The sequence below is a fragment of the Pseudomonas sp. RW3S2 genome, from assembly GCF_014268955.1.
GTDB classification, from domain to species: Bacteria; Pseudomonadota; Gammaproteobacteria; order Pseudomonadales; family Pseudomonadaceae; genus Aquipseudomonas; species Aquipseudomonas wayambapalatensis.
The window spans coordinates 252,656-275,789 of record NZ_JABWRM010000001.1; the positions used below are offsets into that span (position 1 = coordinate 252,656).

The following is a 23,134-nucleotide window of genomic DNA, read 5'->3' on the forward strand; positions in this document are numbered from 1 at the left end:
GAATTCTTGCGCCACGGGCTTGTCTATCTGGCGGGGTGAGGCGAACCCCGCCAGATAGACAAGCCCGTACGGGCCACCCAAGCGGGTCGGGCTCGGTTATAATTGAAACAATATTGCATATCGTCATATCCAGATTTCGGCACCATGAGGGGAGCGCGGGTGGGTCACACAATCATTCGGCAGCGCAAGGATCGGTCGGGTTTCAAGCTTCTGGTGATTGCGCTGGCCATGGGAACCTTGCTGGCGGGATGCTCCAGCACCGGCTCCAGTGGCGCTCGGGTGGTCGATCGCAACAACGCGGCTCCCAAGCGTCCGACCGTGACCTCGGGGCAGTATGTGGTCAAACCCGGTGATACCCTGTTCTCCATCGCCTTCCGCTACGGCTGGGACTACAAGGAGCTGGCCGCGCGCAATGGTATCGCGCCGCCCTACACCATCCGCCCAGGCCAGCCGATTCGTTTCAGCAGCGGCGCAGGGGGCACCACCACTGTAGTGTCGTCCGGTCCCTCGTCATCGAGCAGAACCACGGTCATTCGCCGCCCGGTTGGTACGCAGACCGCGCCAGCAACAAATAGCGACAAGTCGGCAACGCCTCCCCCTGCCACGACCGCTCCGACCGTCATCCAGGTGCCGGCCGCAGAGCGCGCGGTCGGGGGTTGGACTTGGCCGGCGAACGGCGTGTTGATTGGAAAATTCGCTTCAAACGGTAGTTTGAATAAAGGCATTGATATCGCCGGAGATTTGGGACAGCCTGTTTTTGCTGCATCTGATGGTGCGGTGGTTTACGCCGGGAGTGGCTTGAGGGGCTACGGCGAACTCATCATCATCAAGCACAATGATACCTACGTCAGTGCCTACGGCCACAACCGCAGGCTTATGGTTCGGGAGGGGCAGCAGGTCAAGGCAGGGCAGACGATCGCAGAAATGGGGTCTACGGGCACTGATCGGGTGAAGCTGCACTTCGAGATTCGCCGCCAGGGCAAACCCGTCGACCCACTCCAGTTCCTGCCACGCCGTTGATTGTTGCACCAGCCTGTTCCTGAAGACGTAAAGGGGACAGGCTTTAGCGCTGCCAGGGAATCAGGCGACGCTAGAGTCTGAGGTTCGAACTCAGCAAAGGACTATAACAATGGCTCTCAGCAAAGAAGTGCCGGAGTTTGACATCGACGATGACCTCCTCCTGATGGAGACAGGTATCGTTTTGGAAACGGATGTGGTGTCAGACGAACCTGCTGTACCTTCGGTTCGGACCAGGGCCAAAACGGGCTCATCGCTCAAGCAGCACAAGTATATCGACTACAGCCGTGCGCTCGACGCCACGCAGCTGTACCTCAACGAAATCGGTTTCTCGCCACTGCTTTCCCCGGAAGAGGAAGTGCACTTCGCGCGCCTGTCGCAGAAGGGCGACCCGGCCGGCCGCAAACGCATGATCGAGAGCAACCTGCGCCTGGTCGTGAAGATCGCTCGCCGCTACGTCAATCGTGGCCTGTCGCTGCTCGATCTGATCGAGGAGGGCAACCTGGGGCTGATTCGTGCCGTGGAGAAGTTCGACCCGGAGCGCGGCTTCCGTTTCTCGACCTATGCGACCTGGTGGATCCGCCAGACCATCGAGCGGGCGATCATGAACCAGACCCGCACCATTCGCCTGCCGATCCACGTGGTCAAGGAGCTCAACGTCTACCTGCGCGCCGCGCGTGAGCTCACCCAGAAGCTCGACCATGAGCCGTCCCCGGAAGAAATTGCCGGGCTGCTGGAAAAACCGGTAGCTGAGGTCAAGCGCATGCTTGGGCTCAACGAGCGTGTCTCCTCCGTCGACGTATCCTTGGGCCCGGATTCGGACAAGACGCTGCTCGACACCCTTACCGATGATCGCCCCACCGATCCGTGTGAATTGCTTCAGGACGACGACTTGTCCCAGAGCATCGACCAGTGGTTGGGCGAGCTGACCGACAAGCAGCGGGAGGTGGTGATTCGCCGCTTCGGCCTGCGTGGTCATGAGAGCAGTACGCTTGAGGATGTTGGCTTGGAGATTGGCCTTACCCGTGAGCGGGTACGGCAAATTCAGGTGGAAGGGCTCAAGCGTCTGCGTGAGATTCTGGAGAAGAACGGCCTGTCCAGCGAGTCGCTGTTCCAGTAAGCCGGAATGCGCAATACAGAATGCCCCGACGACCTCGGGGCATTTTTTATGGCCTGGGAAATAGTTCAACCTGCTAGCGTTGTTGCTTAGCGTGTAAGAGATCGCTTACTCGTGGTGTAAGCCTTCGCTACCAACAAGAGTAAACAATTGCCTTTTTCAGTAATGATGTTTTCTTAAAGCATTGAAATTATTGGTTTTTTTAGATATTTGTAAGTGTGTCTGCTGTAGCATCTTGTTAGGTGCGTAGGTTGCTCCCGCTGGGGAAATCGCTAGTATCTGAAGTGTGCCGACGGACTGGCACAGGCTTTCAAGGATGATCGCCAAGGACATCGCAGGATGCGATTCATCAGGATGATGAATGGGACAAGCAGGGACTACGGAAAAAATGTGGGCGGGTCAAACCGCCCCTTTTTTTTGCCTACGATTTCTCCTCGCCCGGGCTTGCATGAGCCCGAATGCCAGGCACAAAAAAGGCCCTTGCGGGCCTTTTTTGTCACTGCAGCGGTCAGCGCTCCAGATCAGCGATCTTGCCTGGCTTGCCATCCCACTCTTCAGCGTCCGGCAGGGCATCCTTACGCTCGGTGATGTTCGGCCAGATCTCAGCCAGCTCGGCGTTGAGCTCGAGGAAGTTCTCCATCCCCGCAGGCACTTCGTCCTCCGAGAAAATGGCCTGTGCCGGGCACTCAGGCTCGCACAGCGCACAGTCGATGCACTCGTCCGGGTGAATGACCAGGAAGTTCGGGCCTTCGTAGAAGCAGTCCACCGGACAGACTTCCACGCAGTCGGTGTACTTGCATTTGATGCAGTTGTCGGTGACGACGAAGGTCATTTCTAATTTTCTCCTCAGGCGACGGCAGCGTGCCCTTCCTTCCAGGGCAGCGCGGTTCACGTTGGCTGCAGGCCAGGCTAATAACCTGCAGCTCCGGCAAACCGCGGCGGATTCTACCAGCTTGCGCGGCTGGCCGTTATAACAGGTTCTTCAGTTGATATAGCATTTCGATAGCTTGACGCGGTGTCATGTCGTCCAACGCCAGCTTGCCCAGCTTCTCGATGGCCGGGTGTGGCAGGCTGGCGAACAGGTCGCTCTGGTGTGGCACCTGCGGTTCGCCCTTGGCCTTGGTCACCGGCGCCTCGTGGGGCAGGCTGGCCTTTTCCAGGCGGCCGAGGTGCTCACGGGCGCGCAGGATGACTTGCGACGGCACACCCGCCAGTTGCGCCACTGCCAGGCCATAACTCTGGCTGGCAGGGCCTGGCAGCACATGGTGCAGGAACACGATGCGCTCGTTGTGCTCGGTGGCGTTCAGGTGCACGTTGGCCACCAGTGGCTCGCTCTCCGGCAGTACGGTCAACTCGAAGTAGTGGGTGGCGAACAGGGTGTAGGCGCGCAACTGTGCGAGACGTTCGGCGGCGGCCCAGGCCAGCGACAGGCCGTCGAAGGTACTGGTGCCGCGGCCGACCTCGTCCATCAGCACCAGGCTGCGATCGGTGGCATTGTGCAGGATGTTCGCGGTTTCGCTCATCTCTACCATGAAGGTCGAGCGGCCGCCGGCCAGGTCGTCGCTGGAACCGATGCGGGTGAAGATGCGGTCCACCAGCGACAGCTCACAGCGCGCTGCAGGCACGAAGCTGCCGATATGCGCCATCAGTACGATCAACGCAGTCTGGCGCATGTAGGTAGATTTACCGCCCATGTTCGGGCCGGTAATGATCAGCATGCGGGTGCTGTTGTCCAGGCCCAGGTCGTTGGCCACGAACGGCGTGGTCAGCACCTGCTCGACCACCGGATGGCGGCCCTGCTCGATACGCAGGCACGGCTCGTCGACGAAGCTTGGGCAGTTCAGGTCCAGGGTCAGGGCTCGCTCGGCGAGGTTGCTCAGAACGTCCAGCTCGGCCAGGGCCGCAGCGCTGTCCTGCAACGGCGCAAGGTGGCTGATCAAGGTCTCGAGCAGCGCGTCGTAGAGCATTTTCTCCCGGGCCAGGGCGCGACTCTTGGCCGACAACGCCTTGTCTTCGAACGCCTTGAGTTCAGGCGTGATGAAGCGCTCGGCGCCCTTGAGCGTCTGGCGGCGGATGTAGTCGCCCGGCGCTTGCTCGGCCTGTTTGGTTGGCAACTCGATGAAATAGCCGTGCACACGGTTGTAGCCAACCTTGAGGTTGGCAAGCCCGGTACGGGCTTTTTCACGGGCTTCGAGGTCGATCAGGAACTGACCGGCGTTCTCGCTCATGGCCAGCAGTTCGTCGAGTTCGCTGTCGTACCCGGTCTTGAGCACGCCACCGTCGCGGATCACCGCAGGTGGGTTGTCGATGATTGCTCGCTCCAGCAGGCTGGCCAGCTCCGGGTAGGTGCCGGTGATGGCCGCCAGGCGGGCCAGGTGGGGCGCTTCGAGCTCGGCCATGGCGTTCTGCAGTTCGGGCAGGGCGCCAAGGGCATCGCGCAGGCGCGCCAGATCACGTGGGCGAGCGTTACGCAGGCCGATACGGGCGAGAATCCGCTCGATATCACCGATTTCCTTGAGCTGCGGCTGCAGCTTCTCGAAACGGTAGCCGTCGAGGAAGCAGCGAATCGAATCCTGACGTGCCTGCAGCACTTTCAGGTCGCGCAGCGGGCGGTTCAGCCAGCGGCTCAGCAGGCGACTGGCCATGGCAGTCTGGCAGCGGTCGATGACTGACTGCAGCGTATTGTCGCGGCCGCCGGCCAGGTTGATGTCCAGCTCGAGGTTGCGACGGCTCGCGCCGTCGAGAATCACCGTGTCGTCCATGCGCTCATGGCGCAGGCTGCGCAGGTGCGGCAGGCTGGTGCGCTGGGTTTCCTTGGCGTAGGTCAGCAGGCAGCCGGCGGCGCCGATGGCCAGGGTCAGTTTGTCGCAGCCGAAGCCCTTGAGGTCCTGGGTTGCGAACTGTTGGCACAGGCTCTTGCGCGCCGAGTCACGATCGAAGTCCCACGGCGCCCGACGTCGCGCTCCAGGGCGTTTCTCTGCTGGCAGGCCCTGTGGCCAGTCGTCGGGAATCAGCAGTTCCACCGGGTTGATGCGCTCGAGTTCGGCGAGCAGGTTTTCCCAGCCCTTGATCTCCTGCACGGTGAAGCTGCCGCTGGTGATGTCCAGCACCGCGAGGCCGAACAGGCGTTCGTCACCCAGCAGGGCGGCGATCAGGTTGTCGCGGCGCTCGTCGAGCAGCGCCTCGTCGCTGACCGTACCTGGCGTGATGATACGCACCACCTGGCGCTCGACCGGGCCCTTGCTGGTGGCCGGGTCGCCGATCTGCTCGCAGATCACCACCGACTCACCGAGCTTGACCAGTTTGGCCAGGTAGCCTTCCAGCGAGTGGAACGGAATCCCGCACATGGGGATCGACTGGCCCGCCGACTGACCGCGCGCGGTCAGGGTGATGTCCAGCAGTTTCGCGGCTTTCTTCGCATCTTCGTAGAAGATTTCGTAGAAGTCGCCCATGCGGTAGAACATCAGCTGGTCTGGGTGCTGGTTTTTCAGCTTCCAGTATTGCTGCATCATCGGGGTGTGTGCGGAGAGATCAGACATTCAGGGCCTTGAAACAGGTGGTCTGGTGGCAATTTCGAAACCGGCAATGGTACAGGCTTTTTTTACCTGCTGCAGGACACAAAGGGCAGGGCATCGCTATGATTGGTCGATTTTCCGGGCAGCCCCGAACACCGCGCGAGGAATTCCATGCCAAGGGTGGCGTTTTATCTGATGGTCGCAGGCTTGAGCCTGCCGTTACCGCTCATGGCGGCTGCACAGTGCCCGTTTCCGCAGGGCATGCAGGCCTCGATAGAGGCTTCGCGGCATGTGGTCCAGGCACGGGCTGGCGGGACACCGCGGGAGCAGTTGCTGCAGGGGATACCGGCCAGGCTGGACGAGCCGACCCGCCAGTTGCTGCGCGAGATCGTGGCCGAAGTCTATGACAATGAACCGGTGCAGGCCGATGTGTATGCGGCCTACCGCTTCGAGCACTGTTTCCTGTCGCAGCAGCATGCCGATACGGTCGCTGCAATCCAGTTCAGCGACGCGTTGCCGTTGCTGCGCAAGTGCGAGCAGATCGAGCCCCAGGGCGCGCGTCCGCCTTGTGCGATGCGGGCAGTGCATACGGTGACGGGTATCCCTGAATGATCGCAGGTTCGGGGTGTGTTGCATGCATTTGCATTTCCCATCGATCTGCAGCAATATGCATTTTATGCAAAAGCGCAACGTAGCCACTGTACTCAGAGAACTGCTCGATCGCCACGGCCTGTCCCCGACGGAGCTGCACCGGCGCACGGGTGTACCGCAATCCACCCTGTCTCGGATCCTTAGCGAGAAAATTGTCGATCCGTCAGACAAGCATGTCTCCAGAATCGCCGATTACTTCGGCGTGAGCACCGATCAGTTGCGTGGCCGCATGGAGCTGGGGGAGTCCCGCGAGGCGCAGCCCATGCATGGTCATGTGGACCTGAGCGACATCAGCCTGTGGGACGATGAAACCCCCGTCGAGGATGACGAGGTGTCCGTTCCATTTCTTCGAGAGGTCGAATTGGCAGCAGGATCAGGAAGATTCGTCATCGAGGAAAGCGAGCGCGCGCGCCTGCGTTTCGGCAAGCGCAGCCTGCGCCACAATGGTGTGCAGTTCGACCAGGCCAAGTGCGTCACGGTGCGCGGCAACAGCATGCTGCCAGTGCTGCGCGATGGCGCGACGGTCGGCGTCAACACCGGCAAATGTGCCATTGGCGATATCATCGATGGCGATCTCTACGCCATCAACCACAATGGCCAGCTGCGGGTGAAGCAGGTCTATCGCCTGCCCACCGGCATACGCCTGCGCAGCTTCAACCGTGATGAACACCCCGACGAAGACTACAGTTTCCAGCAGATGCAGGAAGAGCAGATCAGCCTGCTCGGGCATGTCTTCTGGTGGGGCATGTACGCACGCTGACCCGCAAATCCGCTGGATAAAAACCCGCCTCGGCGGGTTTTTTCATGCATACGAAGTATCCCCACCTCCCGCCTTGCATCCCCCGCCGCCACAAACCATGCCGGGCCTACAAATTTTTAGGCTCTCTGAAAAGCCCTACAGGCCATACACGACAAGGCCTTCATGCATTTAAGCAACTCCTCATGCATAAATATTTTCAAAAATGCATTGACTGCATATGCATTAGTGCATAGCCTGTATCTCAAGCCGGACAGCAACCGGTTGTTACACAGGCAGCGATGAACAGGCCTTGACTGTTCAGAGGGTTGGCAACTGGCCCGGGTGTGCAGCGTAAAGCACCACGATCAGTTATCCGGCGGGCAGGGGGCCGCGGTCGGAGTCACCAATTTGAAGCGGAACCGGCCGGTGTCACCAGATGTGACCGACGGTTCGACAACGCATTACTGAAGGGCCTGCACGGACGGGCCTTTTGGAATGCCGCGTTACACGGCAAGGGATCCACCGGCACTCGTCGGTGGCCATGACACAGGAGACAGGACAGTGACGAACGAGCAACAGGCGTTGCTGGAGATGCCGCTCTGGCTGGTGATCGTCCTGGCATTGCTGGGAGGGCTTTCCGGTGAGATGTGGCGGGCCGACAAGGCCGGCGCCCGAGGTTGGTCGCTGCTACGGCGGCTGGCGCTGCGCTCGGGGGCTTGCATGGTGTGTGGGGTGTCGACAGTGATGCTGCTGTATGCCAGCGGCATGTCGATCTGGAGCGCTAGCGCCTTCGGGTGCCTGACCGCCATGGCGGGGGCCGATGTAGCCATCGGCCTCTATGAACGCTGGGCAGCCAGGCGCCTTGGTTTGAAGGACGAACGATAGGAGTGCGGCACATGAGCGAACTGGCCACCTTGCATGCGGCATTGACCGCAACGATTCGAGAGGCGATTCCGGAACTGGCATCGGTTGATGCCTATACGGAAGCAGGAAATACCCCGGCATTGCCGGCATTGCGCCATGGCATCGTGCGCATGACTGCCGATGCTGCGCCCAGGGATGGACGCTCGGTGCTGGTCACCACCTTCGAGGCGGACATCACCCCGGATGCCACCAACCCCGAGGCACGCCTGCAGGGCAGCGTGCTGGCTGCACAACTGATGGACCTGTTGCGCCAGCAGCTATGGGGGCTCGACTTCGTTGAGCCGAGCCGCAACGTACGGGCTTTCTTCGCCGGTGCTGGCTGGCGCGTGCGCTGGGACCAGCCAGTGCTGTTGGGCGAACTGCAATGGCATTGGCCCGACCAGCCGCCGGGCAGCCTCAGGCTGGGCTTCAGTCCAGACACGGGGCCCGGTAATGAAAGCCAGTACATCGCCCCGGAGGACCTGGCATGAGCTATGTCAGTGCCACGCATGACCGCATGCTCGCCACCCTGGTGATTCCCTGCCGCGTGGTGGCGGTGGACTTGGCCGCTGCGCGGGTCAGGGTGTCCGACGGTGGCGGCTGGACCAGCGCCTGGGTGCGCTGGCATGCCCAGGCGGCCGGCAAGGCCCGGCACTGGCGGGCGCCCAGCCTGGGTGAGCAGGGCGTGTTGCTCAGCCCCAGTGGCGAACCGGCGCAAGGTACTTTTTTTGCCGGGCTGTATGGCAATGCCGGCCTCCCGCCAGACAACCGCGAGCATGCCGAGGTCTGGCGCTTCGATGACGGCGGTTCGCTGATCTACGACTGGCAGGCCCGGCGCTATGACATCGAACTACCCAGCGGCAACGCGCGCATCAAGGTCGGTGCCAGCACCCTGGTGGTCAGTGATGGCGCGATCACCCTCGAGGCCTCGAGCATCACCCTGACCGGCAAGGTCACGGTCAACGGCCCGCTGACTGTCAGCGGCGACATCAACGGCGGCGGGCGGATCATCGATACCGCCGGCAACACGCCCAACCACAAACACTGAACCCAGCCCGCCATCGCGGGCTTTTTAATGCCAGGAGAACGCAATGGATACCCATCAACGCGCCCGGGATTTTCCGGGAGACGCGTCATGATCGGCCTGGACCGTCGCACCGGCCTGCCATTGGCCGGGATCGCTCACCTGCGCCAATCCATCGAGGACATCCTTACCACCCCACTGGGCAGCCGTCGCATGCGCCCGGAATACGGCAGCCAGTTGCGCCGCTATGTCGACCTGCCCGTCAACGAAGGCTGGAAGAGTGCGGTACAGGCAGAGGTCGCTCGCGCCCTTGGGCGCTGGGAGCCGCGCTTGCAACTGGAGCGGGTGAAGGTCGTGGCCGTGCTGGACGGCCAGGTCAGCCTGGCCCTGAGCGGCCGTTATCTGGGCGATGACGCCCTGGTGGAGGTGAGCGTATGAGTCAGGTAGACCTGTCCAAACTGCCCGCCCCGCAACTGCTCGAGGATCTGGATTTCGAAGCGCTGTACGAAGCCGACCTCGAGACCTTTCGTGCACATATGGGCGATGGCTGGACGGCACAGTTGGAAAGCGATCCGGTCACCAAGCTGCTCGAGGTCGGCGCCTACCGAAAGCTGCTCAACCGGGCACGCATCAATGATGCTGCGAAGGCCTTGTTGCTCGCCTATGCCCAGGGTCGCGACCTTGACCAACTGGCGGCCAACGTTTCGTTGCAGCGTCTGGTGATCCAGGCCGCCGACCCCGCCACCGTTCCACCCACCGAGGCGATTCTCGAATCCGACGACGCCCTGCGCGAGCGTGTGCAACTGGTCTATGAAGGCCTGACCACCGCCGGCCCGCGCAACAGTTACATCCTCCACGCCCGCAACGCCTCGGGACGGGTCGCCGACGCGACCGCCGAAAGCCCGTCGCCGGCGGTGGTCGATGTCACGGTGCTGAGCATCGATGACGACGGTGTCGCGCCCCAGGCGCTGCTCGACGAGGTCAACGCCTACCTCAACGACGAGGACATCCGCCCGGTCGCCGACCGGGTCAATGTGCGCAGCGCCCAGGTGCTGCCATACCGGATCGACGCCGTGCTGCACATGGCCGACAACGGCCCCGAGTACGAGGCCATCCTCAGCGAGTGCCGGCGTCGTTTGCAGGCCTGGATCAACCCGCGGCGCCGCCTGGGTGTCGAGGTCGCCCGCTCCGGCATCGACGCCCAGTTGCACATCGACGGCGTCAGTCGGGTCGAGCTGATCGACTGGACCGACATCCGCCCGAGCAAGGCCCAGGCAGCCTGGTGCACAGGCTTCGACCTCAAGCGGGGAGGCTGACATGCACAGCCTTCTGCCGCTCAACCGCACCCCGCTGGAGCGGGCCATCGAAACGGCTGGCGACGAAGACCTCAAGGTCACCCTGCGCCAGCTCTACAACCCCGACACCTGCCCCGCGCACCTGCTCTACCAGCTGGCCTGGGCCTGGTCGGTGGATCGCTGGGACGACAGCTGGAGCGACACCGTCAAGCGCTCGGTGATCCGCTCAGCATTCTTCGTCCACGCCCACAAAGGCACCCTCGGCGCCCTCAGGCGGGTGGTCGAGCCGTTCGGCTACCTCATCGAGGTGGAGGAGTGGTGGCAGGCGCAGCCCGCCGGGGTGCCGGGGACTTTTGCGCTGAAGGTGGGCGTAGAGGACAGCGGCATTGACGAACAGACCTACCAGGAACTGACACGCCTGATCGAGGACGCAAAGCCGGTCAGTCGACACCTGATCGGACTGGATATCAGCCTCGAGACCTTCATCCGCGCCTATCAGGCAGTCGTCTTGAACGAGGGCGAACTACTGGAAGTTTATCCCTGGGAGGCTGCAGATATCGAAGTGCGTCTGGACGCTTTCAACCTGGTTAACGACCACACCCTGGACTTATTGGACATCTACCTAAATGGCTAACTCGACCACTCAATTCGGTGGGTTCCTGACCAACATCGGTATTGCCCAGCAGGCCAACACGGCTGCGCTGGGCCTGCCCTGGAACATCACCCACATGCTCATCGGCGATGCCGGCGGTGAGCCCTCGCAAACCCCCGACCCGACACCGAAGCCAACCCAGACCGCTCTGGTACGACAAGTCTATCGGGCGCAACTCAACGCGCTCTATCCATCACCTGCCGATCCGGGTGTGCTGGTGGCAGAGCTGGTGTTGCCTCCCGAGATCGGCGGCTGGTGGATTCGCGAACTGGCGCTGGAGGATGCCAATGGCAACCTGATCGCCATTGCCAAACCTGCACCGAGCTACAAGCCTTTGCTGGCGCAAGGGTCCGGGCGAACCCAGACCATCCGCATGCACGTAGTCTTCGGTAACGTCGCCAACGTCAATCTCAAGATCGACCCGAGCATCGTGCTGGCTACTAGGGACTATGTGGACAAGGCGCGCGAAGCCGCCGAGCTGTATGCACGTAATCAGCTCAAAGCCCATGTGGAAGCCGCCGACCCGCATCCCCAGTACCTGCGTCGGGCCGACGCTGCGAAGGATTCAGGCCCGTTGGCCTGGCTGGGCGACGCCAAGGGCAGCGCTGACGCCCTGGTGCTCGAACTGAAGAGCAGCGAGTCCGCACTGACAGCTTATGCCGCAGGTCAGCGCTTCCAGTTCAAGGCCACAGCGACCAACACGGGAGCGGTTACTGTGCGCGTCAACGGACTCGCCGCCGTGCCCGTCAAGAAGGCCGGCACAGCTGGTCTGGTCGACCTGGTGGGGGGCGATATTCGCGCTGGCGCCTTGTATGACCTCAACCATGACGGTACCTACTTCCAGCTTGGCGGCGGTGTCGGCGCGGGCAAGGCGTTCGAGCGCTATTCGTTCGAGGCCTCGGTCGGGCAGACGATATTCGAGGTCGCACACACCGTTGGAAGTACCATCGTCCTGCGCAACGGGCGTGAGGTCACTGATTACCTGTCCGATGGGCAACGCATCACCTTCATGGCACCTTGCACGCTCGGTGAGTCGGTGGAAATTCTCGCATTCAGCGCGTTCCAGTCTGCCAACACCTACACCAAGGCCGAGATCCAGGCTCTGTTGAAGACAGCTTCGGCATTGCCGGTCGGCACCATGCTGCCATTTCCACGCGGTACGGTGCCTGCAGGCTTCCTTGAAGTCGATGGCAGTACCCAGAGCGCCGCGGTCTATCCGGATCTTGCTGCTTATTTGGGCGGTGCGTTCAACAAAGGGAACGAGCAGAGCGGATTCTTCCGGTTGCCGGATTCTCGGGGTGAGTTCTTGCGGGGTTGGGACCATGGGCGGGGGGTAGATGTCGGGCGTGGCCTTGGCAGCTTCCAGGACGAGTCGTTCAAGTCTCACGAGCACAAAGACGTTGGCTTTATTGATAACGTCGGGGCCGGGTCTGGTGCCAGCGGCGTTTCGGGCGCCACCGGCCCTGTAACCACAATATTCGGCAAAGGGTACGGCAGCAGCGCCTCCTCCACGGCGAAAGCCTACAAGGAAACAACCCCAGGTTCGCTGAATGGATCGATTGCCGGTTTGATTTCTGGCAGCACTGGCGGAGCTGAAACACGACCTCGAAATCTGGCTGTCATTTGGTGCATCAAGGCCTGGAATGCGCCGGTCAACCAAGGGCAGATTGACGTAGCGGCGCTTGTTGAAGAGTTGGCCAAGTTGCGATCCGCGATGCCGGTCGGTGCCATCGTGCCATTCCCGATAGCCACGCCACCTGCGGGGTATCTGGAGCTGGACGGAAGTTTACAAAGCAGTGCCGGTTATCCGGATCTTGCGACCTATCTGGGCGCAGCCTACAACAAGGTCGGTGATCCCGCCGGTTACTTCCGCCTTCCGGACTACCGCGGTGAGTTTCTGCGTGGCTGGGACCATGGGCGCGGTGTGGATGCTGGGAGGGGAATGGGTTCTTATCAGGACGATGCCTTGCAGAACCTTGTTGGATCGCTTGGCATGCGTGGTGGTACGGGCACCGGGCTTGGAGTGCTGGGAGGTACCTCAGGCGTATTTACCGGCTCCTACGCCGAGTCGTCGCCAGCAAATACCATCACCCGTGACCCAAACTCTGCCGCTGCCAGTGATGTGGCTCGCTTCGATGCCTCCAAAGTGGCAAGGACAGCAGCAGAAACCCGTCCTCGTAACCTTGCTGTGATGTGGTGCATCAAAGCGTGGAATGCGCCGATCAATCAAGGGCAGATCGACGTCGCCGCGTTGGCTGCGCTAGCGAGAGAGGGAAGTGAAACCATCTCCGGCACCTTGCGTATCGCATCGCGGGCCGAGGTCAATGCTGGCGTTGTAGACAACGCCGCAGTGTCCCCCCGGAAAATACGCTGGGGCTTTTCCATGCAGTTTGGCGCCAACGGCTACTTGATGCTGCCCACTTGGCTCGGAGGTTTGATCCTCCAGTACGGTTCAAGCGTTAACACCACCGAAAACGCGGATGTCAGCTTTCCGTTGGCTTTTCCAAATCGTTGTTTTTGGGTAGGCGCCTATGACAATACCCAGCCTGGTGGTACCACGCGTACCTTCTGGCAGTTCCGAGGGCTCAGTAACACGGGAATGAACGTGCTGAACATTGGCTCCTACACCAAGGGTTCGGTGGGCTGGGGCAACCCCACACTTTCCGCCTGCCCCTATTTTGCTATTGGTTACTGAGGCAATACTGCATGAAGCGCTATTACAGCAAAACCACAGGCACTACCTATTTGGAAGGTATCCACGCTGACATCCCAATGGATGCCGTAACGATTTCTGAAGACTTGTTTCGGGAGATAATTTGCAATCCTCCGCCAGACAAGCTCCGTGCCCATGACCAGCACGGCCTACCCGTTCTCGTCGACCCTCCCGCGCCCACGCTTGAGCAGTCTTCGAATGCCGAGCGTGTATGGCGAAACCTGCAACTGCAAACGAGTCAATGGCTTGTGGCCAGGCATGTCGAGCAGCAGGAGTTGAACCTCGCCCCAACACTGACGCCTTCTCAGTTCGCTGAGCTTCTGCGCTACCGGCAGGCGTTGAGAGAGTGGCCTGAGTCTGAAGGCTTCCCCGATGACTCCCTGCGTCCGCTGACACCTTCGTTCGTCGAGTCCGAATCCGCAGCAAGCTGATTCGCAAAAATCATCGGGATTCGTAGCTTCCCCTTGCACGGGGAATGTCCACTTCGAACCAGATACCCCAAGGCCCCGCACCCGCGGGGCCTTTTCATTTCATCCGCAAACCTGGAGTAACCCTACATGAGTGGATTCTTCCACGGCGTCACCGTAACCAACGTAGACACCGGCGCCCGCAACATCGCACTGCCGTCGTCCTCGATCATCGGCCTGGTCGACACCTTCACCGAAGGTGCCGGTGTCACGGCCAAGGCCAACGACCTCGTCCTCATCACCAGCGAGCGTGAAGCCGTGGCCGCCTTCGGCGCCGATGCGGCGATCACCAAGGCCTGTCGTGCCATCTACAGCCGCGCCAAGGCGGTCATCGTCGCCTGCGGCGTGGCAAAGCTCGAAGAGGCGGCCGAGCAGACCGCGGCGATCATCGGCAACGTGCTCGCTGACGGCAAGCGCACCGGCCTGCAGGCACTGCTCGACGGCAAGAGCCGTTTCAACGCCCAGCCGCGCCTGCTGGTCGCGCCCAAGCACAGCGCCACCCAGGCGGTCGGCACCGCGCTGGTGGCACTGGCCGACAAGCTGCGCGGCATCGCCATCATCGACGGCCCTGGCACCACTGACGAAGCCGCGCTCGCCTACGCCAAGAACTTCGGTGCCAAGCGCGCCTTCCTGGTCGATCCGGGCGTGCGCTACTTCGACACCGTCGCCGAGGCCACCGAGGATGCGCCAGGTTCGGCCTGGGTCGCCGGCCTGTTCGCCTTCACCGATCGCGAGTACGGCTTCTGGGCCTCGCCGTCGAACAAGGAGTTTGTCGGTATCACCGGCACCAGCCGCCCGGTGGAGTTCCTCGATGGCGACGACAGCTGCCGCGCCAACCTGCTGAACAACGCCAACATCGCCACCATCATTCGCGATGACGGCTTCCGCCTGTGGGGCAACCGCACCCTGTCCAGCGATCCGAAGTGGGCCTTCGTCACCCGCGTGCGGACCATGGACATCGTCATGGACGCGATCCTCTACGGCCACAAGTGGGCCGTCGATCGCTCCATCACCGCCACCTACGTCAAGGACGTCACCGAGGGCCTGCAGGCCTTCATGCGCGACCTGAAGAACCAGGGCGCGATCATCAACTTCGAGGTCTTCGCCGATCCGGAGTTGAACACCGCCAGCCAACTGGAGCAGGGCAAGGTGTACTGGAACATCCGCTTCACCGACGTACCGCCTGCCGAAAACCCCAATTTCCGCGTCGAAGTCACCAACCAGTGGCTGACCGAAGTCCTCGATTCCGCCGCTTAAGGAGCGCATCTACATGGCAATGATTCCCGAAACCCTGGTCAACCTGAACCTGTTCGTCGACGGTGTGAGCTTCCAGGGCGATGTACCCAGCCTGACCCTGCCCAAGCTGACCCTGAAGATGGAGGAGCATCGTCCCGGTGGCATGGACATGCCGGTCGAGATGGACCTGGGCATGGAGAAACAGGAAGCGGCCTTCACCACCACCGGCGTGCGCCGCGAGTCGCTGAAGTTCTTCGGCCTGGCCGACGGCACGGCCTTCAACGGCACGTTCCGTGGCGCTTTCAAGGGCCTCAAGGGCCAGATCAATCCAGTCATCGTCACCCTGCGCGGCTCGCTCAAGGAAATCGACATGGGCGACTGGAAATCCGGCGACAAGGCCGAGATCAAGCACAGCGTCGCGCTCAGCTACTACAAGCTGGAGGTTGATGGTCGCCTGGTCTACGAGATCGATGCCCTGGGCATGAAGCGGGTGATCGATGGTGTCGACCAACTGGCGGCGCAGCGTACTGCGCTGGGCCTGTAAGGGAGGTGCATATGGCTCAGGAAAACCGCCAGCCCCAATGGCTGAACCTTGCAGCCGACCGCGTCACGGTGCGTTTGTCGCGTCCGAGCGAGGCCAATGGCGTTCAGGTCGACAGCCTGACGTTGCGGGCCCCGACGGTGCGTGACATGCGCAACGCCCAGGCCGGCGGCGCCAGCGACGACGAGCAGCGCGAGCTGAACCTCTTCGCCTCGCTGGCCGAAGTCGGCATCAAGGACCTCGAAGGCCTCACCCTGAAGGACTACGGCCGCTTGCAGGCCGGGTATTTTCGCCTGGTGCAGGACGACGAGGTTTGACCCGACCCGGCAGAAGGCCGCCGCAAGGCGGCTGGCCAAGGAGCTGAACTTTTCCGCGAGCGAAATCATGACCATGTCGTTCAGCGACATGGTCTGGTGGCTTTCGGATTGAGAGGATTAACGGATGGCGAACAAATCAGGGATTGCCCTGGGGGAAGCCGTCGCATCTGGCTCGGCTTTCCCTGGCGCGCTCGATGACTATCGCGCCAGGTTTACCGATCATTGGGCGCCTTACGGCAAGGCGCTGCAATCGTTTTCATCACCGCTGGATATCTGGCGACCAGGCCCGTATCCATCAGTCGTGCCACAGCTGTCGAACTGGCAAGGACTCACTCCGGCACTGGAGCACCAGCCGTTACCCTTGGCTGAACAGGGATGGCGCGCATCCAACCCACCCCCGTTCGAGTTGCCCGCTCAGATCGTACATGCGTACCCCCAGCCTCGGCCGCGCGCAGATTCAACTCCCCGGATCAACGCGGATGCACCTGAAGCTCGACAAGGGGTGGTGTCGGGGGAGGGCGAAGCAGTTTCGTCAGCCTCTTCTGATCCCACGCCGAGCCGAGCCACTGCCCGTACCCGAGCAGGGGCTGCGGCCAAGGAGGCTGCCTCTGCAACCAAGTTGGATTTGGGGTTGAAGCTCTTCCACACCGCTTCCACCGCCACCACGGCGAAGGAGCAGGCAGTGGGCTATCTCAGTGCGGTTGGGTCGGCAGTCGGCACCATAGGCGGCAAGGCTTTGGGGGCGGCGGTGCCGCGCTGGGGCACGATGGTCTCGGAGGTGGGCGGCGTTGCCTTCGGTATGGCCGGCGACAAGCTGGGCGCCTGGGCTGGCGAGCGGGTCACGAACCCTGCATCGGCTACAGCCAAGGACAAACCGCCATCAACGCCGGTATCGACTCAGTCGAAACCTGACGCGGATCCTTATTCGACGCTGTCTGGCTCAGTCAGGGACGCGCTTACGACTGCTGCGGTGGTGGGCGGGGGTTATGCCAGCTGGGAGGTACTCAAGCGGCGTTACACCAACCCAGGGGCTGTCGCTGGGACCGCCAAGGGCGTCGCAGAGAACCTCAAGGCATTGAAAATACCCCTTGCTTCGATGTTCATCGAGTCTGGTGCAAAGGCGGCCTATACCTATGGCACGGCGCAAACCCGTGAAGAAAAGTGGAGCGGTTATGGCGGCGCGGCAGGGGGCCTGATTCTTGGTGGCGCCCTGGGTGCCGCCGGATCGTTGCTGGGTCCGATCGGTACCACGATAGGGATGTCGGTCGGCAACTTTGTGGGCGATCAGGTTGGGTCGGCGGTAGGCAAATATTTGGCCACCCAGTACCAAGAGCCTGCCTCCACAGAGCAGCCGGTACGGCGCGGGCTGCCGGCCAAGGCGAGCGGGACGGCAAAGGAGCAGAGCCCGGAGCGTGCCAGGTCGTCAGGACCGCCGTCTCCTCTTCGGCCGGCGGGGCTTATGGCGCAGTTTGCAACCGCCGCAAGCGTTTCATCGCAACGGCGGCCTTCGATGTTGACTAGGCCGAAGCCGGGTTCGACTGCTGACACTGCCGGCATGGACAAGGCTCTCGTGAGGGATCTGTTGAGACGTCCTGTGGATGAGGGGAGGGCGCCAAGTGCGGCGGCCAAGCACCGGGTTGCAGGCGCCATCGCTGAGCCTCGTGCATGGCCTCCGGCGATTCCTGGTCTTTCGTTGGTCCCCGGTATCGTGCCTTCTCCCAGATTCGAAAGTCCTGGCGCCAGCGTTGCGCCCGCTGCCATAAAGGTCGAGCTCCCTCGATCGCCTCAGAAGCCGTCAAGGCCGGCTGCTGTACTGGGGTTGCCGAAGGTTGCGGTGCAGGCCTCAGCGTCTGGACGTTCAGCTGTAATGGACAAGCTCGCAGTAGAGGTGCAGATACCAGCCGCGCAGTTGTCGGTGCCGCCGCAAGCCAGCGTCCTGCCAGATGCTCCGCCGCAAGCCCCGGCCCAACCGGTGATTACCAGCGGGGCAGGCCAGCCCTTCAACTTCACCACCAACATCCCCATCACGCTGCAAGGCGCCGCTGTTGCACACGACCAACTCGCCACCGACCTGGAACTGGCTGTGCGCCGGGTACTGGAAGAACGGCAAAGAGCTGATGAAGCGCGTCTGGCAGACCCTCTACGACAATTTTGAACCGGAGGGACATTCATGACCTACCTGGAGCAGTTGCAGGCCGCACTGCATGCACTGGTCAAGGCGGGCGAGGAGGGGCGTCGGCGTGCCGGCGCCATGCTCGACCCGATGAACCAGGCCGTGGACCACGTCAAGGAAGCCGCGGCCGAACTCGAAGCATTGCCCTGGATCGGACCGGCCATCGGCAAGCGCCTGCAACGCACCCTGCGTGCCATCGACTCGGCACAAGGGCGTGTCAACAAAGTGATTGCCCGCTACGACAAGACCGTCGACGAGGTGCGCAAGGTGCAGGAGCGTGTCGAGGTCTTTTCCGAGCACCTGGGCAAGGCCGGCGCGGCGATCCGCAAGGTGGTGGGCGATGCCCGCGCAGTGGCAAGCGGGGTGCTCGTCACCTTCGGCTTCGCGCCGCGGACAACGCCGGCCGCCGAAGCGATCAAGCCATTTGCGCACCTGCTGGTGTTGCAACCGCTGAAGGCCAATGCCGCACCCTACTACTTCAACCTCGATACCGCAGCGTTCGACCAGTTGCGCCGCCAGACCCGTTTCCGCTGGGCTGCCCAGGAGCGCCTGAGCCGCGACAGCGCGCAGCAGGCAGTCGGCCAGGGCGAGGAGACGATCAGCATCCGTGGTGCGATCTTCCCTGCGTTCAAGGGCGGACTTGGCCAGTTGCAGACCCTGCGCAGCATCGGTCGTCAGTTGCTGCCCCTGAGCCTGACCACCGGTTACGGCGAGGTGCTCGGCAATTGGTGCCTGACCAGTATCGATGAAGACCAGAGCAATCTGCTGGCAGGCGGTATTCCACGCAAACAGGGTTTTTCACTGGAGTTCACCCGCTATGGCGAAGACCTGCAAAACGTCTGACGGCGACCTGCTCGACACCCTCTGCCAGCACTACTACGGCCACCTCAACCGCACGGTCGAAGCCGTACTGGAGGCCAATCAAGGGCTGGCCGACGAAGACCAGCCGCTGCGTGCCGGCGTGATGATCCTGCTGCCCGACCTACCCACTGCCACGGTCAGCAGCGTGCAGCTCTGGGACTGAGCGTAGGCCCATATCCACACCGACAACGGAGGCATGAGTCATGCAACCCGTCTTCAGCATCAATGCCGATGGCAAGGACATCACCGCGCTGATCAACGACCGCCTGCTGCTGCTGCGCACCACCGACAAACCCGGCATGGAGTCCGATACGTTCGAGCTGCGCATCGATGCCCGCGACGGCGCCCTGGCCCTGCCGCCTCGCGGCGCGGTGCTGGAGGTGCACCTGGGCTACGCCGGGCAGCCGCTGACGCTGCTGGGGCGCTTCACCGTCGATGAGGTCGAGCTATCCGGGCCGCCAGATACGCTGGTGATCCGCGGCAAGGCCAGCGACCTGTGCGGCAGTGGCAGAACCATCCGCAGCGGCAGCTGGGAGAACGTTCCGCTGCAACGCATCATCGCCGAGATTGGCGCGCGCAACGGCTGGCAGGCGATCTGCCCGGTCACCCTGAACGTGCCGCGTATCGACCAGTACAACGAATCGGACTTCAACTTCATCACCCGTCTGGCTCGTCAGTACGACTGCACTGGCAAGCTCGCCAACGGCCAGTTGCTGGTACTGCCGCGCCAGGGCGGGCAGAGCGCAAGCGGCAAGACGCTGGGGCTGGTGACGCTGCGGCGCAGCGACGTCAGCCAATGGCAATTTCGCCTGGACGACAAGGCCACCCGCAAGGCCGTGCGCACCCGTCACCAGGACAGTGCCAGCGGTGAGCTAAAAGTGGTCGAGCTGGGCAACGACGCAGGCTCCGAGAGCCAGCGTCCTGTCCATACCGACCGCCACCTGTACCCCAATCGCGCCGCCGCCGAACAGGCTGCCCGCGCACGCTTGGCCAGCTTCAACCGCGAGACGGCCAGCGTGCGCCTGGACATGCCCGGGCGCACTGACCTGTTCGTCGAACGCAGCATCGAGGTGAGTGGTTTTGTCGACGGGCTAGACGGCCAGTACCTGATCAACTCGGTCGAGCAAGTGTTCACCGGCTCTGGCTGGCGGACCACCGTGCAGTGCAACGGTGGCAAGACGGGCAAGGCCGGGAACGCGGGGCGTGCAGCGGACAAGGCCGCCACCCTCAAGGCCTAGGCCTTTTCGACAAGGAGTATCTTCATGCAATCGAGTTTCAACCCGGATGCGATCCAGGTGCTGGACGACCTGCTGAGCCCACAGGAGCTGTCCATGCTCGCCCAGCGGCTGGCCGGCCCTGTGTGGCGTTTCGGCTGGGCGCAGCACTACGGCGTATTGGATCGACCGTGCTGGCATGCCTTCATTGCCGGCAGCGCACGCGAACAACGACAGGACTGCGAGCAGGAACTGCGTGAGCGCGCCGGCTGGACGTTCCTGGCCGATTGGTGGGCCGGCTTCAAGGACAGCCATCTACCGCAGGCAACGTTGCTTGGGGTCTACGCCAATGGCCAGACCAGCGGCCAGGACGGCCCTATCCACCGCGACAACCGCCCGGATGAGCCGGGCAAGACCCTGGTCATGTTCTGCAACGAACACTGGGCTACGGCCTGGGGCGGCGAGCTGCTGTTCTTCAACGCCGCCAAGACCGATGTAATCAAGGCCGTACTGCCCAAGCCCGGGCGAATCGTGCTTTTCGACGGACGCATTCCCCATAGCGCCAGATCGCCCACCGCAAGCTGCAATCGCTTGCGTGTGAGCCTGGCTTTCAAGACCCTCATCAAGGAGTAGATAACCATGGCTGGAACAGTCGAACTGATCGTCGGCTATGTCGACAAGGCGGCGGGCACCGGTGCAGCCGGCACGTCGCTGATCGATCAGTACAATAGCGACAAGGAGGGCTTCGCCCTGGTCAACCAGAGCACCCAGACGGTTGCGACAGTGGCTGGCGTGACTTCCATGGTCAAGCTGACAGCCGGCTTCACGCCGTTCCTGAGCGTGACCACCAACACGCTGGCCGCGACCACCGTGTTCGTCAAGATCACTGCGGAGTACCGCACCGAGCAACCGTTCAACACCGGCGATGTCATCAGTTTGGTAGGCAACGTTGCCGGCGTGGTCGGCGGTATTGCCCTGCTGGCCGGGTTCGGCCCTGCCGCGGCCTTGTTCACAGCGGTCGGTATTGGCGCCAACGTCTCGGGCATCATCACCTCCGACGTCAGGAACAACCTCTACCAGTCGCTGGTGAAACCGGTTTGGGAGCAGTATTTCAGCGCCAATCCCCAGGCCAGCTACCCCGACTACTGGGTGGCACCGGACCTGAAACTGGCCACGCTCGCCGAACTGGGCGCCTACTACGCCGATCGTATTGCTACCACTCACTGGGATCCGGCAACGGGGACGGTGGCGCTGTCCAGCGACAGCCGTGCCGTCTATGAAGAAGGGGCGGCGGCTGGCGGCGGGGGAGGGGGCTATGTTGAAGGAGGCAGCTCCGGTACGGCACCTGTGGTCTACCCTGATCTGCCGGACGCCTGGATCGATATCGGTCCGATCGAGATCGTGAACCCGGGTGATGTGTACCTGGGCAGCGATCAATACCACCGCTGAGGTTCGTGGTAGGGTTGCGCTCCAGCCCAACGGTCATCGATAACGGACATATGGCTTCACTCGCCTCTCAGCTTTCTGCACTCACGCCGCGCCAGCGTTTCATCGTCCTGCTGCTCCTGGCTATCTGTTTCCTTGCTTTCGCCGCGATCTACGGGCGGGGATATCGCGACGATCCTACGTCGGATGACACCAGGCTGTTCACTCTCGACGGTCGACTGACGACCCACCCACAAGTCTGGAAGCCCCAGCCCGAGCTGGTCAGCTTTGGTGTGGCCTACGACCTGGACGGTCAGCGTCGGCAGCAAGGTCTGTATGCTTATCGCAGTGCGTTCGAGCAGGCGGGAATCGGTATGGGCACCGTGCTCAGGCTGACCGTGGAAGGCTCCGGGCGGGTGCGAGCCCTGGCCAGTGAAGAGGGTCGTATTCTGTTCGACGACCGGCTGAACCAACAGGTCATCGAGTGGAACAACACTTCGATCCGCCGCGGTGTAATCGTCAGTGGCGTCATGTCGGCTGCAGCGCTGGCCTTCGCGCTGCTGACCGGTTGGCGCCACCGGCGGCGCATTTTTTCCCGGGGCGGTGCTGCCGAAGGCTGACGTCTTGCACCGATCCTCTGCGCCATTATCCAGGACGCAGTCCACAACCCACTCCCAACCCAGGCATTGCCTGGGTTTTTTTTGCTTGCCAGGGAGGTTCTGCATGCTCACCGAGCGGCAACTCATTCAGATCTATCCGCTCGCCGGCCAGCGTGCCGGCGCGTTTCTCACACCTCTCAACGACGCCATGGCCCGTTGGGAAATCGACCATCCCAAGCGCATCGCCGCCTTTCTCGCCCAGGTCGGTCATGAGTCCGGCCAGTTACGCTATGTGAAGGAACTGGGCAGCGACCGCTACCTTTCACGCTACGACACCGGCCCGCTGGCCCTGCGCCTGGGCAACACCCCTGAGGCTGACGGCGATGGCCAGCTGTATTGCGGTCGCGGCCTGATCCAGGTCACTGGGCGTAACAACTACCAGGCCTGCAGCCGTGCGCTGTTCGGTGATGAGCGGTTGCTGGCGCAACCCCAGCTTCTCGAGCAGCCGCGTTGGGCCTGCGAGTCGGCGGCTTGGTTCTGGCAGTCGCGCGGGCTCAATGCCTTGGCCGATCGTGGTGAATTCAACCGCATCACCCGGCATATCAACGGTGGGCTCAATGGCCTGGATGAGCGCCTCAAGCTCTGGGCCAGGGCCCGGGAGGTCTTGTGCTGAGC

25 protein-coding genes are annotated in these 23,134 nt (G+C 62.4%); 23 read left to right on the plus strand and 2 right to left on the minus strand.

Annotation, left to right across the window (positions count from 1 at the left end; translation table 11 throughout):
- The first annotated feature begins 159 nt into the window (after positions 1-159).
- Positions 160-1,020 carry a peptidoglycan DD-metalloendopeptidase family protein gene (locus HU748_RS01155; protein ID WP_186667217.1) on the plus strand — a complete coding sequence of 287 codons (861 nt, stop codon included), beginning with the start codon at positions 160-162 and terminating at the stop codon, positions 1,018-1,020.
- 109 nt (positions 1,021-1,129) lie between these two features.
- Positions 1,130-2,137: an RNA polymerase sigma factor RpoS gene (gene rpoS, locus HU748_RS01160; RefSeq protein ID WP_054891052.1), complete on the plus strand. Its 1,008-nt coding sequence runs from the start codon at positions 1,130-1,132 to the stop codon at positions 2,135-2,137.
- 505 nt (positions 2,138-2,642) lie between these two features.
- On the opposite strand, the gene fdxA is transcribed toward rpoS, so the two are convergent.
- Together fdxA and mutS are read right to left on the minus strand one after the other, a co-directional pair.
- Positions 2,643-2,966, minus strand: a complete 324-nt coding sequence (gene fdxA / locus HU748_RS01165; RefSeq protein ID WP_012315871.1) for a ferredoxin FdxA — start codon at positions 2,964-2,966, stop codon at positions 2,643-2,645.
- A 136-nt stretch (positions 2,967-3,102) separates the two neighbouring features.
- The gene (gene mutS, locus HU748_RS01170) at positions 3,103-5,673 is read right to left on the minus strand and encodes a DNA mismatch repair protein MutS (RefSeq protein ID WP_186667216.1); all 2,571 of its coding nucleotides are present in this window, start codon (positions 5,671-5,673) and stop codon (positions 3,103-3,105) included.
- 147 nt (positions 5,674-5,820) lie between these two features.
- Here mutS and HU748_RS01175 point away from each other — a divergent pair, with 147 nt between their 5' ends.
- From HU748_RS01175 to HU748_RS01275, 21 genes are all read left to right on the plus strand, one after another.
- On the plus strand, positions 5,821-6,261 hold the full coding sequence (locus HU748_RS01175; protein ID WP_186718862.1) for a hypothetical protein: 441 nt from the start codon (positions 5,821-5,823) through the stop codon (positions 6,259-6,261).
- 64 nt (positions 6,262-6,325) lie between these two features.
- Positions 6,326-7,060 (plus strand): XRE family transcriptional regulator, encoded by a 735-nt coding sequence (locus HU748_RS01180; protein WP_186718864.1) that lies wholly within the window; start codon positions 6,326-6,328, stop codon positions 7,058-7,060.
- Between the two features lie 540 nt (positions 7,061-7,600).
- The gene (locus HU748_RS01185) at positions 7,601-7,924 is read left to right on the plus strand and encodes a phage holin family protein (RefSeq protein WP_054891048.1); all 324 of its coding nucleotides are present in this window, start codon (positions 7,601-7,603) and stop codon (positions 7,922-7,924) included.
- Positions 7,925-7,935: 11 nt separating this feature from the next.
- Positions 7,936-8,433 (plus strand): hypothetical protein, encoded by a 498-nt coding sequence (locus HU748_RS01190; RefSeq protein ID WP_186718866.1) that lies wholly within the window; start codon positions 7,936-7,938, stop codon positions 8,431-8,433.
- Positions 8,430-8,990, plus strand: a complete 561-nt coding sequence (locus HU748_RS01195; RefSeq protein ID WP_186718868.1) for a phage baseplate assembly protein V — start codon at positions 8,430-8,432, stop codon at positions 8,988-8,990. Before HU748_RS01190 ends, HU748_RS01195 begins: the two co-directional genes overlap by 4 nt.
- A gap of 87 nt (positions 8,991-9,077) precedes the next feature.
- The gene (locus tag HU748_RS01200; RefSeq protein ID WP_186667212.1) at positions 9,078-9,404 is read left to right on the plus strand and encodes a GPW/gp25 family protein; all 327 of its coding nucleotides are present in this window, start codon (positions 9,078-9,080) and stop codon (positions 9,402-9,404) included.
- Positions 9,401-10,282, plus strand: a complete 882-nt coding sequence (locus HU748_RS01205) for a baseplate J/gp47 family protein (protein WP_186718870.1) — start codon at positions 9,401-9,403, stop codon at positions 10,280-10,282. The genes HU748_RS01200 and HU748_RS01205 overlap by 4 nt, the downstream gene beginning before the upstream one ends.
- Position 10,283: 1 nt before the next feature.
- Positions 10,284-10,895, plus strand: a complete 612-nt coding sequence (locus HU748_RS01210; protein WP_186718872.1) for a phage tail protein I — start codon at positions 10,284-10,286, stop codon at positions 10,893-10,895.
- Positions 10,888-13,608, plus strand: a complete 2,721-nt coding sequence (locus HU748_RS26320; protein ID WP_186718873.1) for a phage tail protein — start codon at positions 10,888-10,890, stop codon at positions 13,606-13,608. The genes HU748_RS01210 and HU748_RS26320 overlap by 8 nt, the downstream gene beginning before the upstream one ends.
- An 11-nt stretch (positions 13,609-13,619) precedes the next feature.
- Positions 13,620-14,057, plus strand: coding sequence for a phage tail assembly chaperone (locus HU748_RS01220; RefSeq protein ID WP_186718874.1), 438 nt, complete (start codon positions 13,620-13,622; stop codon positions 14,055-14,057).
- Between the two features lie 126 nt (positions 14,058-14,183).
- On the plus strand, positions 14,184-15,350 hold the full coding sequence (locus HU748_RS01225; RefSeq protein WP_186718875.1) for a phage tail sheath family protein: 1,167 nt from the start codon (positions 14,184-14,186) through the stop codon (positions 15,348-15,350).
- A 13-nt stretch (positions 15,351-15,363) separates the two neighbouring features.
- Complete coding sequence (locus HU748_RS01230; RefSeq protein ID WP_186718876.1) at positions 15,364-15,873, plus strand: phage major tail tube protein; 510 nt, start codon at positions 15,364-15,366, stop codon at positions 15,871-15,873.
- Positions 15,874-15,884: 11 nt separating this feature from the next.
- Positions 15,885-16,187 carry a phage tail assembly protein gene (locus HU748_RS01235; protein WP_054891038.1) on the plus strand — a complete coding sequence of 101 codons (303 nt, stop codon included), beginning with the start codon at positions 15,885-15,887 and terminating at the stop codon, positions 16,185-16,187.
- Positions 16,188-16,311: 124 nt separating this feature from the next.
- Positions 16,312-18,342: a hypothetical protein gene (locus tag HU748_RS01240; RefSeq protein ID WP_186718878.1), complete on the plus strand. Its 2,031-nt coding sequence runs from the start codon at positions 16,312-16,314 to the stop codon at positions 18,340-18,342.
- A gap of 15 nt (positions 18,343-18,357) precedes the next feature.
- Positions 18,358-19,203: a phage tail protein gene (locus HU748_RS01245; RefSeq protein ID WP_186718879.1), complete on the plus strand. Its 846-nt coding sequence runs from the start codon at positions 18,358-18,360 to the stop codon at positions 19,201-19,203.
- Positions 19,178-19,384 (plus strand): tail protein X, encoded by a 207-nt coding sequence (locus HU748_RS01250; protein WP_063545897.1) that lies wholly within the window; start codon positions 19,178-19,180, stop codon positions 19,382-19,384. The genes HU748_RS01245 and HU748_RS01250 overlap by 26 nt, the downstream gene beginning before the upstream one ends.
- 40 nt (positions 19,385-19,424) lie before the next feature.
- Positions 19,425-20,459 (plus strand): contractile injection system protein, VgrG/Pvc8 family, encoded by a 1,035-nt coding sequence (locus tag HU748_RS01255; protein ID WP_186718883.1) that lies wholly within the window; start codon positions 19,425-19,427, stop codon positions 20,457-20,459.
- Positions 20,460-20,483: 24 nt separating this feature from the next.
- A complete protein-coding gene (locus tag HU748_RS01260) occupies positions 20,484-21,068 on the plus strand; it encodes a 2OG-Fe(II) oxygenase (RefSeq protein WP_186718885.1) in 585 nt (194 codons plus the stop codon).
- A 6-nt stretch (positions 21,069-21,074) separates the two neighbouring features.
- Complete coding sequence (locus tag HU748_RS01265) at positions 21,075-21,884, plus strand: hypothetical protein (protein WP_186718887.1); 810 nt, start codon at positions 21,075-21,077, stop codon at positions 21,882-21,884.
- Between the two features lie 50 nt (positions 21,885-21,934).
- Entirely contained in the window at positions 21,935-22,480 is a 546-nt protein-coding gene (locus tag HU748_RS01270; RefSeq protein WP_186718889.1) for a hypothetical protein, read from the plus strand.
- 103 nt (positions 22,481-22,583) lie between these two features.
- The gene (locus tag HU748_RS01275; protein WP_186667202.1) at positions 22,584-23,132 is read left to right on the plus strand and encodes a glycoside hydrolase family 19 protein; all 549 of its coding nucleotides are present in this window, start codon (positions 22,584-22,586) and stop codon (positions 23,130-23,132) included.
- Positions 23,133-23,134 lie beyond the last annotated feature (2 nt).

Coding starts and splice junctions, on each gene's coding strand:
- HU748_RS01210 (WP_186718872.1), top strand. CDS start 10,284: ATGCACAGCCTTCTGCCGCTCAACCGCACCCCGCTGGAGCGGGCCATC.
- HU748_RS01195 (WP_186718868.1), top strand. CDS start 8,430: ATGAGCTATGTCAGTGCCACGCATGACCGCATGCTCGCCACCCTGGTG.
- HU748_RS01265 (WP_186718887.1), top strand. CDS start 21,075: ATGGCTGGAACAGTCGAACTGATCGTCGGCTATGTCGACAAGGCGGCG.
- HU748_RS01235 (WP_054891038.1), top strand. CDS start 15,885: ATGGCTCAGGAAAACCGCCAGCCCCAATGGCTGAACCTTGCAGCCGAC.
- HU748_RS01245 (WP_186718879.1), top strand. CDS start 18,358: ATGACCTACCTGGAGCAGTTGCAGGCCGCACTGCATGCACTGGTCAAG.
- HU748_RS01225 (WP_186718875.1), top strand. CDS start 14,184: ATGAGTGGATTCTTCCACGGCGTCACCGTAACCAACGTAGACACCGGC.
- HU748_RS01255 (WP_186718883.1), top strand. CDS start 19,425: ATGCAACCCGTCTTCAGCATCAATGCCGATGGCAAGGACATCACCGCG.
- fdxA (WP_012315871.1), bottom strand. CDS start 2,966: ATGACCTTCGTCGTCACCGACAACTGCATCAAATGCAAGTACACCGAC.
- HU748_RS01175 (WP_186718862.1), top strand. CDS start 5,821: ATGCCAAGGGTGGCGTTTTATCTGATGGTCGCAGGCTTGAGCCTGCCG.
- HU748_RS01190 (WP_186718866.1), top strand. CDS start 7,936: ATGAGCGAACTGGCCACCTTGCATGCGGCATTGACCGCAACGATTCGA.
- HU748_RS01275 (WP_186667202.1), top strand. CDS start 22,584: ATGCTCACCGAGCGGCAACTCATTCAGATCTATCCGCTCGCCGGCCAG.
- HU748_RS01200 (WP_186667212.1), top strand. CDS start 9,078: ATGATCGGCCTGGACCGTCGCACCGGCCTGCCATTGGCCGGGATCGCT.
- HU748_RS01230 (WP_186718876.1), top strand. CDS start 15,364: ATGGCAATGATTCCCGAAACCCTGGTCAACCTGAACCTGTTCGTCGAC.
- HU748_RS01240 (WP_186718878.1), top strand. CDS start 16,312: ATGGCGAACAAATCAGGGATTGCCCTGGGGGAAGCCGTCGCATCTGGC.
- HU748_RS01270 (WP_186718889.1), top strand. CDS start 21,935: ATGGCTTCACTCGCCTCTCAGCTTTCTGCACTCACGCCGCGCCAGCGT.
- HU748_RS26320 (WP_186718873.1), top strand. CDS start 10,888: ATGGCTAACTCGACCACTCAATTCGGTGGGTTCCTGACCAACATCGGT.
- HU748_RS01180 (WP_186718864.1), top strand. CDS start 6,326: ATGCAAAAGCGCAACGTAGCCACTGTACTCAGAGAACTGCTCGATCGC.
- rpoS (WP_054891052.1), top strand. CDS start 1,130: ATGGCTCTCAGCAAAGAAGTGCCGGAGTTTGACATCGACGATGACCTC.
- HU748_RS01250 (WP_063545897.1), top strand. CDS start 19,178: ATGGCGAAGACCTGCAAAACGTCTGACGGCGACCTGCTCGACACCCTC.
- mutS (WP_186667216.1), bottom strand. CDS start 5,673: ATGTCTGATCTCTCCGCACACACCCCGATGATGCAGCAATACTGGAAG.
- HU748_RS01220 (WP_186718874.1), top strand. CDS start 13,620: ATGAAGCGCTATTACAGCAAAACCACAGGCACTACCTATTTGGAAGGT.
- HU748_RS01260 (WP_186718885.1), top strand. CDS start 20,484: ATGCAATCGAGTTTCAACCCGGATGCGATCCAGGTGCTGGACGACCTG.
- HU748_RS01205 (WP_186718870.1), top strand. CDS start 9,401: ATGAGTCAGGTAGACCTGTCCAAACTGCCCGCCCCGCAACTGCTCGAG.